Consider the following 13932-nt stretch of genomic DNA (forward strand, 5'->3'; position numbering starts at 1 on the left):
CTAAACGGGACTTTAAGAGAAGCTTATCTTCAGGGTCTGCATCGGAGTGCAAGAAAGCAGCGGGAAGTAAAAAAGATGGTTCGAAGATCAGTTTCTCTGCATCAACCGACTCGTCCGTCCATTGGAGCGAAACTGGGCTCAATCGCTGTGTACGGATCCCATTCATCGGCTATTGGAAAACTGGCTAAGAGCTTTAGATAATCACCCTGTCATTTTGTGTTAGGTTCTTGGTTTGTAGAACGTAACACAAAATACAGGCCACCAAGCGATGACAATCGCGCGGTAGCGTGTAAGCGTACAAATACAGAGTGCTAGAAATATTGGTATTATAAGGGTACCGAGAAAAGCTTGACACAAACAAAGTGTTAAAAATATGTGTACAAGCTGTCAATTCGTGGTATAATTAACATAGAAAGATGTTATTTGCATACAATATTAAAGACCGTCCATGCTGGTACATGGAACGGTCGCAATAGGCTGAACCCCGTCAAGAGGGGAAAGGCAGCTTGAGCAAAATAATCCCTCACTAACCTGCTAAAGTACATGAGGGGTTATTTTTTATGGTTATTATCGGAAACGATAAACGCTATTAACATCCCGAAGGAAATCATAAGCGTTAACGTACTGACAATGTCCACGGGCATACACCTCCCTCCCCGGGAAGTCTCCCATCAGAAGACTCAACGACGAGTGACAGTGCTGCCAAACCCCTCATGCGAAGCCATCCTATTGTGCTTTATTATAACATAAAGTGATCATTTATACTGTAATTACCCAATAAGTATTTGCTCTTTTTCGAATTGGCAAGAAGTTTATTCTGTTTCCTTGTAATTTTTATAAACGAAATACATCATGCCAGGACCCGAACGTTCCTACTCCAAAGCTAAAAACAAATTTTAAAAAGAAACCAAGTAAGCCTTCACCTGCTTCAAATATATATAGGACCACCCGCGAGAAATGGGTGGTCTTTTTTATGTTCAAGGTAATCAGAAAAATAGGTACCGCGAACCAGGTCATTAGTAGTGAGAAAAGATAAATTATACTAAATAGAATTTAAATTTACAATATATTAACTCCAGCTTTATATTAACTTATTATTCCTCTGTTAATCTACTAATAGAGTGTCAGAAACATTTTTCAACGTGAATCTATAAAGGCAAATAGCATCTAAACATTGGTGACATCGCTCCATCAGGCAAAGCTTGATGATGCGTTCACACATATTAACAATTCAAACGGAGGAGGAATGAAGATGGGAATCAAAAAGCAGTTGGGTATGGGTTTGACCACAGCTGTACTTGGATTGACGTTAATTGGAGGAGGAACATTCGCTTACTTTAGTGACACCGAAGAAACGACCTCGACGTTTGCTGCGGGCACGCTTAATTTAACGGCGGAACCGACGGAAGTTATTAATGTGGATAATATGGTTCCGGGAGATTCCATGATTCGGGATTTTGAACTGCAGAACAATGGTACAGTCGACATCGACACAGTGTATTTGGAAACTGATTATACCTATAGCGATACGGAAGGCGATGATTTTGGGGAACATATCGAAGTAGAATTTCTCTACAACGCGGATCATCTCAATGAAGTCATCTATCAAACTACACTGGCCGAACTGCAGGATATGACACCGGAAGCAATCAACGAGCATATTTTTTATCCGGCAATTGGTGAGAAAGGCCTTCCTGCCGGGGAGTCTCATGACTTCATTGTTCAGATTAACTTCCTGGATAACGGCGATCAAAATCACCTTCAAGGTGCTTCGCTAAACCTGGAGTGGACGTTCGTTGCGACGCAGGGGGACGGACAAGATATATAAGAAAAAACTGTTTTCTAAAAGATTCGTTGTTTTTGCAATAGACATAAGGTTAAACTTCCCTTCTGGCCTCACACCGGAAAGGGGATATATCCGGGCAGCATCAAATTTTGTGAAAACACGTAAACCAATGTCAGCTATCAAGCAATCAGCGGGAAATACCGTAATTCTATCTCTGCTCTATTAAACTAAGAACTTCATTTTTCAAGGAGGAATTTAAATGAAATTTGGAAAGTCTATTGTTGCAGGAGCATCTATACTTGCATTGACTATCGCTCCTTTACAGTCTTTATTTACATCGGCAGAATCCTCACCACCAAGTAATGGGGATGAAGCAGTGCAAAATGTTATTTTTATGATTCCAGATGGTTATGCCACAAGTTATTCATCGAATTATCGTTTGTATAAGGAAGATGGTGAACCAATATGGGACGACATGCTAACCGGAATGATGAAGACTGTTTCTGCTAATAACGCAATTACAGATTCTGCTGCTGCAGGGACTGCAATGGCAACAGGGGAAAAAACAAACAATGGCATGATTAGTATGTCTCCGGACGGTGAAGAATTGGAAACCATATTGGAAGCGTCTAAAGAGGCAGGGAAATCTGCAGGGTTAGTAGCTACTTCAACTATTACCCATGCGACCCCGGCGGTGTTTGGTTCCCATACGGAAGCACGTAATGACGAGCATCTCATTGCACCCCAATATTTAGAAAATGAAGTCGATGTAATATTCGGCGGCGGGAAAAATTATTTCCTTCCTGAATCTGAAGGCGGAGAACAAGAAGAGCGCCATTTAATTAATGAATTTGAAGAAGCTGGTTATCAGTTTGTAGAGAATAAGGATGAATTACAGGCTATTGAAGAAGAGAAAGTACTTGGTTTATTTGCTGAAGGTGCTTTAGCTCCCGAATTAGAGCGGGATCAAACCGATGAACCCAGTCTGGCAGAAATGACAGAATCTGCAATCGATGTACTCGACCAGAATGAGGAAGGCTTCTTCTTAATGGTAGAAGGCAGCCAAATCGACTGGGCCGGACATGCCAATGATGCAGCATGGGCAATGAGTGATACTGAAGCTTTTGAAGAAGCAGTTACTGCGGCTGTCGAGTTTGCCGATCAGGATGGGGAGACACTCGTTGTGATGGCTGGCGATCATGATACAGGCGGAATGACTGTAGGTGGTTATGACACAGGGGATACACAGTTAGAGATCCTTCATAATGTAGAGAATACCGGTGGTTATATTGCTGGTCAATTGAACAGCGAACGAAGCAATACAAGAGATATTATGCTTGAACTTGCGAATATTGAAATCACAAATGACGAAGAGGAAGCCATTAGAACTTCCGATGCACCGGACCTGGAAATCAACCATATCATCAGTAATTACGCAGGGGTGGGATGGTCAAGCTATGACCACACTGGTCAAGAGGTTCCGCTTTTTGCATATGGCCCGGAATCCGATTTGTTCACCGGCCTTTTAGATAACACGGATATACCTAAATTAATGGCTGAAGCTATGGGTATTTCTTTAGGTGATGCCCGGGAACCTGTTGAATCCTCTATCGAACAGATGCAAACACAGATTGATGGATTTTTAGCTGGTGGAGAAATCACAAATGATGAAACAGCCAGGCATTTGCAGACGCACTTAATTTCAATAGAACATTATGAAGAAATTGGATCAATGGATAAAGCCATTGAACATATGAACGGATTTAAAGCGCTATTGAAACAACTGAAAGAGAATGAATTAATTTCGGAGAATGCCTATGATTACCTTCATTCAAGTGCCGATGACTTGATCGAGCAGTGGGGATAGAGTTTTAGCTTTCACAATACACATCCCTGTGCAGCAGAAGAACGATTGCTGCACGGGATGTTTTTATATTTAGCTGTAAAATGGATGCAAAGGAGGCAAAATTATATAGAATAAGCTGCCGCATTCACAAAAGACGAGTGAGTGAGTTTTTGCAGCAACCAATAATTGGGTAAAACTTCTTTCTCTAAAGCGCAGCGTGAAAACAAATTACGACGGATCCGCAGGAAAGGTTATTATTTGTAACGAATTCCGGGTGATCTAATCGAATAAAAGCCTGCACTCCTATAAAGGGACGGAATCCCTTTTTTTATGAACTTGATTGTCAAAATGGGACGAGGAACCTGTCCCTGTGTCCCATGGTTACCCGTAATGTGGTGTCCACGCCCTCCAATAGTTGTTTGCGGCGGCTATTGTTTGAAAATGAATTGCGATGACTTGGGATGTTGCAATCAAACTATCCACATTTCGGGAATATACCGGACGGAGCATCTGCCTGATCTCTTCAGAAGGTTGAGTAACCTCCACTCCTTTTTGGGCGAGCCTTATCGCTAAATCAAAACCTTCTTCCGGCGTTGGTGTCTGCAGCATTTGCAGCTGGCCGTTCGACATGCCGTTCACTTCCTTTAGATATTTTATATAGCTATACATATGCGCAGGCAAATGGGTGAGTGCCTGTATATACTGATGAAGTGGCATGTATAACATTCTAAACAAAGTACTTTGGAGGCAGCCGGCAGCAGAAAAGCTTACCCGTGTTTTTAAAACAAAAAGAGAACTGCCGGGTGTATGAATACATTTAATTGAAGCAAAATATCTTTAAGAGGGGCAATGGCCAATGAAGAGGCAATCAAAATACCTGTGCCGACTTGCTTCTCTGGCCGATTTATCAGTGTATTTAATGCGGGATCAGCAGGTACTGCTTATTTATGATTTATTGCGCACTCAGTGCAACAGTAAACTGTCCTTCAATGCTGCAGCCGTAGCCGGCCTGAATCCTTTTTATCCCCTTTTTCTGAGTACATGTTAAGGAGGTGTTTGGATGACCTATAAAAGAAAACAGCCGCAGGTTCTAAGTGATGAACAAGCAGCACGTAAGAAAATGCCAAAAAATTTTGATCATGAATTCGCAAATGAGCCATTAACGTCAAATGAAAAGCACAACAATAAAAAAACGAAAAAACGTCAATAAAGTGAAACTTCACCTACGGGGGGATGTCCCCCCTCCTGAACAAAGGGATTGTCTAAAAATACAAGCTGCCGCCTCATTTTCCACTGATATGAAGTCGGGGAAGTAAAATTGACGTAAGCTCAACAAAGCTATGATACTGCGGGAAATACTTGGCGATTGGGCACAAACGTGAAAAACCAGGGCAAGCCGGAAACCGCATAGGCATATACGAATCCGCTATTCTTTCACATTCTGCCACGTCTTCCCGTCGGTGTTATTACGCACAATTTCCTGAAGCGGAGATAGAGGACTCCCCTTTACTGTCCCCTCATTTTGTTCCGGATGCTGCTCCATTTCACTTTGAATGACATCGTTTAAAATTGCAGGATTGTCTGTTTCCCTTTGTACATTGCTTAAATGTTTTTTATTGTGATCATCATTCCACATTGCATACCACCTCCATTATTCACGCATTTATTTATAGCTTTTCCGGAACTTTTATGAATATGCACCCCAAGCCTTCGACAAAAATGGACAAATATCGAAAGGTGATAGGCACAGAACTATTACGATAGGCGAAGTATTTTATAGATATAAGGAATTGTGACAGATTAACGACAAATAATCGTCTATTATCGGGTTTGTTTAAATTTCATTTGATTGATATCTTATTAACATGTTTGAAAAAATCTATTGCAAATAATACTTGGAAAGCAGGTGTTAATTCCAGCCAACTATTATGTGAAAATCTACACAAAAAGGAGTAACGTACAATGGAAGCCAAAGAATTAGCACAACAACAGAATACCGAAGACCTTGGGGATGATTATTCATTAGACAGAGTGCCCCGGGGCAAAAGAAACATGGGATGGCTAAGTATTACCAATATTACCTTTGGTATTGCAACAGCTATTTTTTATTTCCAAATGGGAAGTGTCATGGCCCTCCAGTTTGGAGCAGTCAATGCGCTCATATCCGCCGTATACGCCATTATTGTTGCCGGAATACTCGGCACCTTCATTGCCTATTTATCTGCAAAATCAGGGATGAACGTGAACCTGCTGTCAAGAGGAGGCGGGTTTGGTTACATTGGTGCATCTTTGACCTCATTTATTTATGCCACCAACTTTATTATGTACTGTGCGCTGGAAGGACTCATTTTAGTAGCAGCTTTTCATGCATTCTTTCCGAATATACCGGAATGGGTGTGGATACTCATCTTTGGAACGATTGTAATCCCGTTGAACTGGTTCGGGATCAAGCAATTGGATAAATTGCAAAAATGGTCTTTGCCATTATTTTTCCTATTTTTAATCGCCGCCATTATTATGGCTGCCATGACGCCTTCCGGATATGAGGGAACGTTCTGGACCTATATGCCTGACGGGGTTCAGGTCGGAGGAACAGCACTGCTTCTTTGTATCGGCATGCAGCATGGCATTATGGGACTCACGCCTTTACTGGCCTCTGACTATGCCCGTTTCTTAAAACCAAAAGACACGAAAATCGGCATTTTTGCCATTGGTTTCATTCCACAGATTTTTTGTTTTGGTGTCATGGGCGGACTGGGCATTTGGTTTGGTGTTCGTCTCGCAGAACCAAATCCGGGAACATATATTGTACTGCTTCTTGGATTCTGGGGAGTTTTATTTACCATGATAACGCAAATCCGAATTAATATAACAAATATATACAGCGGATCTCTATCCCTGTCCAGTTTTTTTGAAAATATCTTCAAATTTACGCCGGGCAGACGGTTTTGGGTAGTAGTGGCTGGTATTGCAGCCATCATTTTAATGCTTGGAAAAATCGTGGATCATTTAACCCTTGTCATGACGTTCCAGGGAGTCTTTCTGATGACCTGGGCAAGCGTCCTGGTAACAGACGCGATTATCGTCAAGCGATTCCTGAAAATCGGACCGGCGTATTATGAAGCCAGACAGCAAAACTTATTTAAATGGAATCCGGTCGGAGTTACTTCCCTGATCATAGCGAGCGGCCTGGGGACGGTTGCTGCTACAGGATTTATGGGGGAATTCCTGCAAAGCACTGCAGCATTCTTTGCCTCCTTACTGGCAGCAGTTATTACTGTAATTCTGGCTATTTATACAAAAGGAAAATATTATATTAAAAAAGAGGCAAACGATATACCAAAAGAAGATTATATTCGTTAATTGTTGATTAAGAAGGGTGCGGCTGGATCAGCCCAAGGTAACGATAGGGGCTTAGACCACCCATAATTAAAGACAGGGGGATTCCACTTACCTCTTAAGTGAATCCCTCTGTCTTTTTAATTTTTACTGTCTATAGAAACCTGCCGGAACAATGACTGTATAATGAAATAGCAAGTGAAACTTTTTATTTAGGCAATCGTATTTTATAATAAATGCTTTGTTTTAGAATGTCTTTAACAAGAAAAGAATTGCCCGGAAATTGAAATTTCCGTTAAAGAGTAAGGAGTCGTAATATGTCTGAGATTTTTTCGCTTATTTTATTCATAGTGTTTATTGTCTATATTTTGTTTGAAAACAAGGAAAAACTGAAAATGCTTAAAGTCCATCAAATATTTGGTATTGGTATAGTATTTATGATTTCAGTAGGTATTGCTGCAACTATCATTTACTATGGCGGCAATTGGGTCGTGGGAAAAATTCCATATGAATGGGCGCGTTGGATTGTTTCCTTTTTTATTATAGCGGTTGTCATAGCTGTTACTAAAATCTATCTGAACAAGCTGGCAGGAAAGATAACCCATGGCGTCTTTGGTTCTAAGTAGATGCTGATTGGCACGTCAGGTTTTTCTGTTTTTGCTGAAGGTATAAAAATTGTGCGTTATCCTGGGCTTGGTGAACTAAAATATAAATTGGGAGGATGTATTTATCTTGAAAATCTTCATCGCAGCTGTAATACTTATTACCATTAATTTGTATACAATAGTGCCTCTGATTCCCAGAACGAGCGAAGAACACGTAGTAAAAAATATAAAACACTTAAAAAAATATCCATGGTTTCAAGAAATGCTAAGCAAAGAAAGGTACAAAGAGTTGATCATTAACGATACAAAAGTAAGAAAAACCATCGGAAGGTTCAATACCGGCAAACTTAATCATAATAAGAAGAAAGGCAAATACAGAAAGGCACTGCAAAGGATTTTGCATCAAAAAACGAATTATTTGGCTTAAATATTAAATTTACAAAATCTGACCAAGCAGTACAGCTGCATCAATTAAGCCACCTTCCGGCAAATCGGGACAAGTTTGCTGCAAAAATTTATAACAATAGTTTCTCCTTGTCTTGGATTAAGGAGCTGTATTTATTGTCTCAACATAATGAAGAATCTTTTCGTGATATGACTATGAAACAAAAAATAGGGACTATTGCAGGACTAACACTTTTTATATTCTTTATATTAGGTCTTGTTATCGGAATTTACCTGTTTGGGATGGCGGGCATATTTAAATTGCTCGGCATTGAATACACCTCTATTTGGTCATTAACTATTTTTGTTGTCAGTTTTTTTGTCCTGTCCACCATCGTTGAACTGTTTTCGAAACCAATTACTGGTCTGCTTACAAGAAAAATAACGGGAAAAGCCGAAGTTTTATCTATACAGTTCGGGGTTCAAAGTCTCACAAATTGGTTATGTCTTTTCACAGTAGGAGAGTTTATGGGAAGTATTACTCTCACTTTCGAGGCAGGGGTTATCATTGCAATGTTGCTCACTATAATTGAAATGGTGATCGAAGACAAAGATAAAGAGAAGACTATTAAAAAATCCGGAACAGCTGCAGAAAATAAGTAGTCTAATACCTCAAAAAAAGTGCCTGCACCACCTCTGAATTTCCGTCATCATTTGCGAAAATCCGGAAAGTGCCAGGCACTTTTTTTATACTGTTTGTTTTTCACTCAATTCATGTTTTTGGACAAAATCCTTTAATACGCTGTTCAAGTCCGGTCCGTCTATTTCATCCAGATCGTAGTGTACACGTGTGGTTGGCTTATTAATGGAAATAACGCGGGTCAGATCGATTGGTGTGCCGATAATAACGGCGTCACAGTCCGCTTGATTAATCGTTTCCTCAAGGTCTTTCAGCTGCTGTTCACCATAACCCATGGCCGGCACTACATTTCCAATATGTCCGTATTTGTTTAACGTATCTTTCAGCGTACCTGCCGCAAATGGGCGAGGGTCGACGATCTCCTTGGCACCAAGACGTTCTGCTGCTACTGTTCCTGCCCCAAGTTTCATCTCTCCATGTGTCAGAGTTGGGCCATCTTCCACAATTAATACGCGTTTTCCTGCAATGCTGTCCGGCTGGTCTGCAGTGATGGTGGATTCTGCTTTGATAATCGTGCTGTCCGGATTAGCAGCCTTAATATTGTTTTCCACCGTTTGTACAGCTGCTTCTTCTGCACTATCCACTTTATTAATAATGTTTACATCGCTAGTTCTTAAACACACCTCACCCGGATAATATTTCAGCTCATGCCCCGGACGATGCGGATCCAGTACAGTGATGGCCAAATCGGGCTCAATAAATGAAAAATCATTATTTCCCCCATCCCATAAAATCACGTCACAGCCATCCGGGTCGTTTTCAGCTGCTTCCAAAATTTCCGCATAATCCACGCCGGCATAGATAATATTTCCGCGTGCTACATGTGGTTCATATTCTTCCATTTCTTCAATAGTACAATGATGTTTTTTCAAATCCTCCACGGTCGCAAAACGCTGTACCCGCTGTGCATTTAAATCTCCATAAGGCATCGGATGTCTCACGGCAACCACCTTTAAACCTTGCTGCATCAGTGTTTCAACAACTTTTCTAGATGTTTGGCTTTTCCCGGTCCCTGTTCTTACAGCACAAACGGAAATAACCGGCTTCTTGCTTTTAAGCATTGTTTGGTTCGGGCCGAGCAATGTAAAGCTGGCTCCGGCTGCATTTACAACAGCACTTACCCCCATCACCGTTTCATAGCTGACATCACTATAGGCAAAAGCACATTCATCCACCTGGTATTTTTTAATTAATTCCGGCAATTGCTCCTGTGCATAAATGGGAATCCCATCCGGATACAGTGCACCTGCCAGTTCCGCAGGGTATTTCCGATCATCGATATCCGGTATTTGTGCCGCTGTAAAAGCAACTACGTTATATGCTTCATTATCACGATAATACGTGTTAAAATTATGAAAATCTCTTCCCGCCGCACCGATAATAATTACATTCTTTTTTCCCATGGCACTCTCTCCCGTAATTAAAATGTATTTATAATTATAACTAATTATGTATAATTATGCAATGTTTTTTAAAGTCTTTTTTCAGGGTTTACTCGACTTTTTAAAAATTACATATGGAACACTGTCCCTCCTTCCCACGTTTAATTATACATAATTTAGGGCACAGACCTTATACATTTTTTTATAAGGATGTGAATCAATGAAAGCTGTAACATTTCAGGGAAAAAAAGCAATGGAAGCAAAAGAGGTGGAAGATCCGAAAATCCGGGAAAATACGGATATGATCATACGCATTACCGCAAGCGGCATATGCGGTTCAGATCTCCATTTATACCATGGCGGGATTGTGCCTGAATCAGATTATGTAGTCGGCCATGAGCCAATGGGTATCGTGGAAGAAGTCGGTTCCGGCGTAAAAAACCTGAAAAAAGGGGATCGTGTCGTAATCCCATTCAATGTCGGGTGTGGTGATTGCTTCTTCTGTAATAACCAAATGGAAAGCCAATGCGATCATTCCAACCCGCACGGAGAACCCGGGAGCTTATTCGGATTCGGCAGTGATTTTGGGAATTATCCCGGCGGTCAGGCGGAATATTTACGTGTTCCCTATGCAGACTTTACTTCTTTTAAAGTACCGGATCTTTTAAAGTACCGGAATCAAGTGAATTGGAAGATGAGCAGCTGTTATTCTTATCTGACGTAATCCCTACCTCCTATTGGAGTGTGGAACATAGCGGTGTAAAAAAAGGAGATACCGTGATTGTCCTGGGCAGCGGTCCCATCGGGCTGATGACACAAAAATTTGCCTGGCTGAAGGGAGCAACGCGCGTCATTGCCGTAGACCAGGTGGAACACCGTTTGGAACACGCCCGAAAGACAAATAACGTGGAAACCTACAATTTCAGCAACAATGAAAAAGTGGGAGAGCTGCTGCACGAAGAAACCGGCGGGGGTGCTGATGTCGTTATTGACTGTGTAGGGATGGATGGCGCTGTTCCGCCTAACACGTCTTTTGGCTCCAAGCACAATAATCAATTTGGCACCATAAGCCCCCTTATTACTGCATCCCAATCAGTAAGGAAGTTTGGAACGGTGCAAGTCACCGGCGTGTACGGAACAGAAGCAAACAACTTTCCACTCGGTGACTTTTTCACACGGAATGTTTCCCTGAAAACCGGCCAGGCTCCGGTTATTCATATTATGCCAAAACTGTATGAAATGATTGAGAATAAAACGTTTGATCCGACAGATATTATCACCCACCGTGCAAGCTTAGATGATGCAGCAAAAGTTTACGATATATTTGACAAGAAAGAAGATGGGTCCATTAAGGTGATTTTCAAACCGTAGTAACTTGGCCGGGAATACTGCATGCTGCTAAACTTTGTAAAGACACAATGAAAAGAATTACTTTTAAACAGATACAACAGCCTGTTTCCATTGAGCAAATTTGGAAGCAGGCTGTTTTGTTATCATGTACCGGTTTTAACAATGAATGAGCGCTGTATTATCCTGTTTAGTTTGTAAATTATGAAGTATTCGTTTCGGGAATTTAGGAAACATAATCGATTTGAAGCGGAGAATTTACTGCATGAAAAAGCTATCCATCCTATTTTATTTTCTATCATGCATAACATTTTTCACATTTGCCTACTCTTTAATGAAGGGAACGCTATAGATTGGACAAGTTCACTTTGTACAATCGCTTTCATATGTGCTGCCATGACATTACAAAAACCGAAGCAGAAAATCAGTTTGTAATGATGCCTGGGACAACGTGAAAATATTTGTACACCGTAAAAATTTGGAACTGCACTGAAATGCCCGGCCGGACGTAATAATTTGGCATTGTGCTAAATGTCCGCGTCACTGTCATGATTGTCCCTTCCGGATGTTTGGCAAAATTCACTCGTCCCCAAAATAAATCACAGCATTCTATTAAAATGACCTTTAAAGGAAAATAATTAAGGAAAACAAATTAAAGGAGTGTGTTTCTTATGACCGGAGTAGAAATAGATCTGATTGTGGCGGACAGTCTGAAAGCACTGGAGCTGTACGAAAAAATATTTGATATTGAACGCATAGAGGTAACGGATTTTCCCAAGGGAGAAAATGAAGTGATTTTTTCCCTTTACGGCGTGCACTTTCATATGCTGGATGAAAATCCGCAGTTTGGGTTGAAAGCTCCTGATGCAGAGGCACCGCAAACCATCTGGTTTAACATCACTGTCCCTGACATTAAAGAAACATATGCCAAAGCGATGGAAGCTGGCTGCAAGGAGGTGCAGCCAATAACAGAATTGGCTGATTTCGGTGTGTCCAATGCCACCTTCAACGACCAATTCGGTTATCATTGGATGCTCCATGAAGTACATAAAGAAGTGAGCTTTGAAGAACGCACCCGGCTTTGGGAAGATAAAAGAGAAAACTAGGTGAATGGAACTGCGCTTAAAGTGCCCGCTCTGCCTCTACTCCCAATTTTTTTGGCTTTATCGAACTTGAGCTGGTATTGTCTTTACAATAATAATGAGGAGAATTGCTCTCAGTTTTTTTGGCTGGGGGCAATTATTTAGTACCTGTAATTTTTTATGGATTCGGCTACAGACGGGACTACGACATAAAAAGCAGTTATCATATTGTTACATTTACATCCTTTTGGCAGCATGTTATCAACTTTATTTAAGGCTCGGAACATGCCATAATTGAATTAATGAGGTGAGAGAAAATCATGCAAATCCGTGAAATGGAAGAAAAAGATAATAAAATGATGGAACAAATTATTAAACGTTCCTTGGAATCCTTTGACTTGGATATTCCAGGGACAGCCTATTTTGATCCTCAGCTGAGCAATTTGGCCGGGTTTTACAAAGAGCTGCGCCATGCAAAGTATTGGGTAGCTGTAAATGCAGAAAATGAAGTTGCGGGAGGAGTGGGAATAGGACCATTTGGAGAGAAAACGGAAATTTGTGAGCTCCAAAAACTATATGTAAGACCTGAATCCCAAGGGAAAGGTCTCGCGAAGGAACTCTTGAAGACAGCCCTCAACTATGCAGAGAAACATTACACATACTGTTATTTAGAAACGATGGAAAAACTGAAGATTGCAAACCGCCTCTACGACCAGTTTGGTTTCCGGAAGCTGGAAAAACCGCTGGAAGGTTCAGAACACGGTACAATGGATGCATGGTATATGAAAAAATTATATTAAAAAATTTACAATTGGGATACATACCTGCTTCCTGTTCAACAATTAATTAGGAAAGTGTAACACATCCAAAAAGCAAGGGCCGGCTCCCGCTTCTTCCTTTCTATTTTTTGCTGCTGGCAGTTGGGCAGGTCTCGGGTCAATTGTTTGCCGGTGTATTTATCGGAACATGGGGATATGGTCTTACATTTATTGTATACGGTGTGTTTGTCTGCTTGCTGTGTTTTTGGGGCCGGGAAAGAGAAAGTGATCGTGCAGGGATTTTATCCCGTCCCCGCTGCACTCCACTATAAGACATTTTACGTTAGCTGTCCGCAAAAGTATACGGGTGCTGCAGGGATAGATCCAACAGTTGTCAAGCTGGTAAAAGTATTCAGCCTTCTTTTTTATCTATTATGATCCGCCCAAACATTAATAAACGAATCATTATTACAGTTAAGATAGACATAAAAATTCTCTCTTCCCAATCAATCGGACGATCCCTAAAAAAGTCAATGATCCCCGCAACTCCCATTATGATCAATGGACCTATGATGAAGAAAATAATTTCTTTAAATACAACTTTTGCTATGGTCATCAGTGTTCCGCCCCCAGTTGCAAAAAAGTTCCATGTGTCCCTTATGCTAACATATTCCCGCTTTTCTTTCGTTACTGTAGCCGTCAT

The 13932-nt window shown here is 41.0% G+C and carries 14 protein-coding genes and 2 pseudogenes; 12 read left to right on the top strand and 4 right to left on the bottom strand.

The window, feature by feature from the left end:
• The 3 genes and pseudogenes from GHD25_RS19825 to GHD25_RS15595 all read left to right on the top strand — a co-directional run.
• Nucleotides 1-201, top strand: a pseudogene (locus tag GHD25_RS19825) (ISLre2 family transposase); the annotation flags it as partial.
• A gap of 1051 nt (nucleotides 202-1252) precedes the next feature.
• The gene (locus GHD25_RS15590) at nucleotides 1253-1828 is read left to right on the top strand and encodes a CalY family protein (RefSeq protein WP_164218534.1); all 576 of its coding nucleotides are present in this window, start codon (nucleotides 1253-1255) and stop codon (nucleotides 1826-1828) included.
• A gap of 217 nt (nucleotides 1829-2045) precedes the next feature.
• The gene (locus tag GHD25_RS15595) at nucleotides 2046-3653 is read left to right on the top strand and encodes an alkaline phosphatase (protein ID WP_164218536.1); all 1608 of its coding nucleotides are present in this window, start codon (nucleotides 2046-2048) and stop codon (nucleotides 3651-3653) included.
• Nucleotides 3654-4013: 360 nt separating this feature from the next.
• On the opposite strand, the gene GHD25_RS15600 is transcribed toward GHD25_RS15595, so the two are convergent.
• Entirely contained in the window at nucleotides 4014-4349 is a 336-nt protein-coding gene (locus tag GHD25_RS15600; protein WP_240452389.1) for a hexameric tyrosine-coordinated heme protein, read from the bottom strand.
• Nucleotides 4350-4692: 343 nt separating this feature from the next.
• Between GHD25_RS15600 and sspO the strand changes: the two genes are divergently transcribed.
• Nucleotides 4693-4842 (top strand): small acid-soluble spore protein O, encoded by a 150-nt coding sequence (gene sspO / locus GHD25_RS15605; protein WP_164218538.1) that lies wholly within the window; start codon nucleotides 4693-4695, stop codon nucleotides 4840-4842.
• 216 nt (nucleotides 4843-5058) lie between these two features.
• On the opposite strand, the gene GHD25_RS15610 is transcribed toward sspO, so the two are convergent.
• Nucleotides 5059-5268, bottom strand: coding sequence for a hypothetical protein (locus tag GHD25_RS15610; RefSeq protein ID WP_164218540.1), 210 nt, complete (start codon nucleotides 5266-5268; stop codon nucleotides 5059-5061).
• A 326-nt stretch (nucleotides 5269-5594) separates the two neighbouring features.
• On the opposite strand from GHD25_RS15610, the gene GHD25_RS15615 reads away from it, so the two are divergent.
• The 4 genes from GHD25_RS15615 (at nucleotide 5595) to GHD25_RS15630 (ending at nucleotide 8623) form a co-directional block, all read left to right on the top strand.
• Nucleotides 5595-6995 carry a purine-cytosine permease family protein gene (locus GHD25_RS15615; protein WP_164218542.1) on the top strand — a complete coding sequence of 467 codons (1401 nt, stop codon included), beginning with the start codon at nucleotides 5595-5597 and terminating at the stop codon, nucleotides 6993-6995.
• Between the two features lie 293 nt (nucleotides 6996-7288).
• Nucleotides 7289-7597 carry a hypothetical protein gene (locus GHD25_RS15620; RefSeq protein ID WP_164218544.1) on the top strand — a complete coding sequence of 103 codons (309 nt, stop codon included), beginning with the start codon at nucleotides 7289-7291 and terminating at the stop codon, nucleotides 7595-7597.
• A 106-nt stretch (nucleotides 7598-7703) separates the two neighbouring features.
• The gene (locus tag GHD25_RS15625; protein ID WP_164218546.1) at nucleotides 7704-8003 is read left to right on the top strand and encodes a hypothetical protein; all 300 of its coding nucleotides are present in this window, start codon (nucleotides 7704-7706) and stop codon (nucleotides 8001-8003) included.
• Between the two features lie 134 nt (nucleotides 8004-8137).
• Entirely contained in the window at nucleotides 8138-8623 is a 486-nt protein-coding gene (locus GHD25_RS15630) for a YrvL family regulatory protein (RefSeq protein WP_164218547.1), read from the top strand.
• Nucleotides 8624-8707: 84 nt separating this feature from the next.
• Here GHD25_RS15630 and GHD25_RS15635 read toward each other — a convergent pair whose 3' ends face one another.
• Nucleotides 8708-10063 (bottom strand): cyclic 2,3-diphosphoglycerate synthase, encoded by a 1356-nt coding sequence (locus GHD25_RS15635; RefSeq protein ID WP_164218549.1) that lies wholly within the window; start codon nucleotides 10061-10063, stop codon nucleotides 8708-8710.
• A gap of 199 nt (nucleotides 10064-10262) precedes the next feature.
• Between GHD25_RS15635 and GHD25_RS15640 the strand changes: the two are divergent.
• From GHD25_RS15640 to GHD25_RS15655, 4 genes and pseudogenes are all read left to right on the top strand, one after another.
• Nucleotides 10263-11413: pseudogene (locus GHD25_RS15640) on the top strand (zinc-dependent alcohol dehydrogenase).
• A 647-nt stretch (nucleotides 11414-12060) separates the two neighbouring features.
• Nucleotides 12061-12495 carry a VOC family protein gene (locus GHD25_RS15645; protein ID WP_164218551.1) on the top strand — a complete coding sequence of 145 codons (435 nt, stop codon included), beginning with the start codon at nucleotides 12061-12063 and terminating at the stop codon, nucleotides 12493-12495.
• Between the two features lie 296 nt (nucleotides 12496-12791).
• Nucleotides 12792-13271 carry a GNAT family N-acetyltransferase gene (locus GHD25_RS15650; RefSeq protein ID WP_164218553.1) on the top strand — a complete coding sequence of 160 codons (480 nt, stop codon included), beginning with the start codon at nucleotides 12792-12794 and terminating at the stop codon, nucleotides 13269-13271.
• 107 nt (nucleotides 13272-13378) lie between these two features.
• The gene (locus GHD25_RS15655; protein ID WP_164218555.1) at nucleotides 13379-13561 is read left to right on the top strand and encodes a hypothetical protein; all 183 of its coding nucleotides are present in this window, start codon (nucleotides 13379-13381) and stop codon (nucleotides 13559-13561) included.
• 80 nt (nucleotides 13562-13641) lie between these two features.
• Here the strand turns inward: GHD25_RS15655 and GHD25_RS15660 are convergent, their stop codons facing one another.
• Nucleotides 13642-13932, bottom strand: coding sequence for a hypothetical protein (locus tag GHD25_RS15660; RefSeq protein WP_164218557.1), 291 nt, complete (start codon nucleotides 13930-13932; stop codon nucleotides 13642-13644).

This window comes from Virgibacillus aidingensis, from assembly GCF_010994035.1.
GTDB lineage: Bacteria > Bacillota > Bacilli > Bacillales > Amphibacillaceae > Virgibacillus_N.

Bases quoted from the DNA above. Each gene is read 5' to 3' on its own strand.
- GHD25_RS15635 (WP_164218549.1), bottom strand. From the start codon at position 10,063: ATGGGAAAAAAGAATGTAATTATTATCGGTGCGGCGGGAAGAGATTTT.
- sspO (WP_164218538.1), top strand. From the start codon at position 4,693: ATGACCTATAAAAGAAAACAGCCGCAGGTTCTAAGTGATGAACAAGCA.
- GHD25_RS15650 (WP_164218553.1), top strand. From the start codon at position 12,792: ATGCAAATCCGTGAAATGGAAGAAAAAGATAATAAAATGATGGAACAA.
- GHD25_RS15615 (WP_164218542.1), top strand. From the start codon at position 5,595: ATGGAAGCCAAAGAATTAGCACAACAACAGAATACCGAAGACCTTGGG.
- GHD25_RS15600 (WP_240452389.1), bottom strand. From the start codon at position 4,349: ATGCCACTTCATCAGTATATACAGGCACTCACCCATTTGCCTGCGCAT.
- GHD25_RS15620 (WP_164218544.1), top strand. From the start codon at position 7,289: ATGTCTGAGATTTTTTCGCTTATTTTATTCATAGTGTTTATTGTCTAT.
- GHD25_RS15645 (WP_164218551.1), top strand. From the start codon at position 12,061: ATGACCGGAGTAGAAATAGATCTGATTGTGGCGGACAGTCTGAAAGCA.
- GHD25_RS15590 (WP_164218534.1), top strand. From the start codon at position 1,253: ATGGGAATCAAAAAGCAGTTGGGTATGGGTTTGACCACAGCTGTACTT.
- GHD25_RS15660 (WP_164218557.1), bottom strand. From the start codon at position 13,932: ATGACGGCTACAGTAACGAAAGAAAAGCGGGAATATGTTAGCATAAGG.
- GHD25_RS15610 (WP_164218540.1), bottom strand. From the start codon at position 5,268: ATGTGGAATGATGATCACAATAAAAAACATTTAAGCAATGTACAAAGG.
- GHD25_RS15595 (WP_164218536.1), top strand. From the start codon at position 2,046: ATGAAATTTGGAAAGTCTATTGTTGCAGGAGCATCTATACTTGCATTG.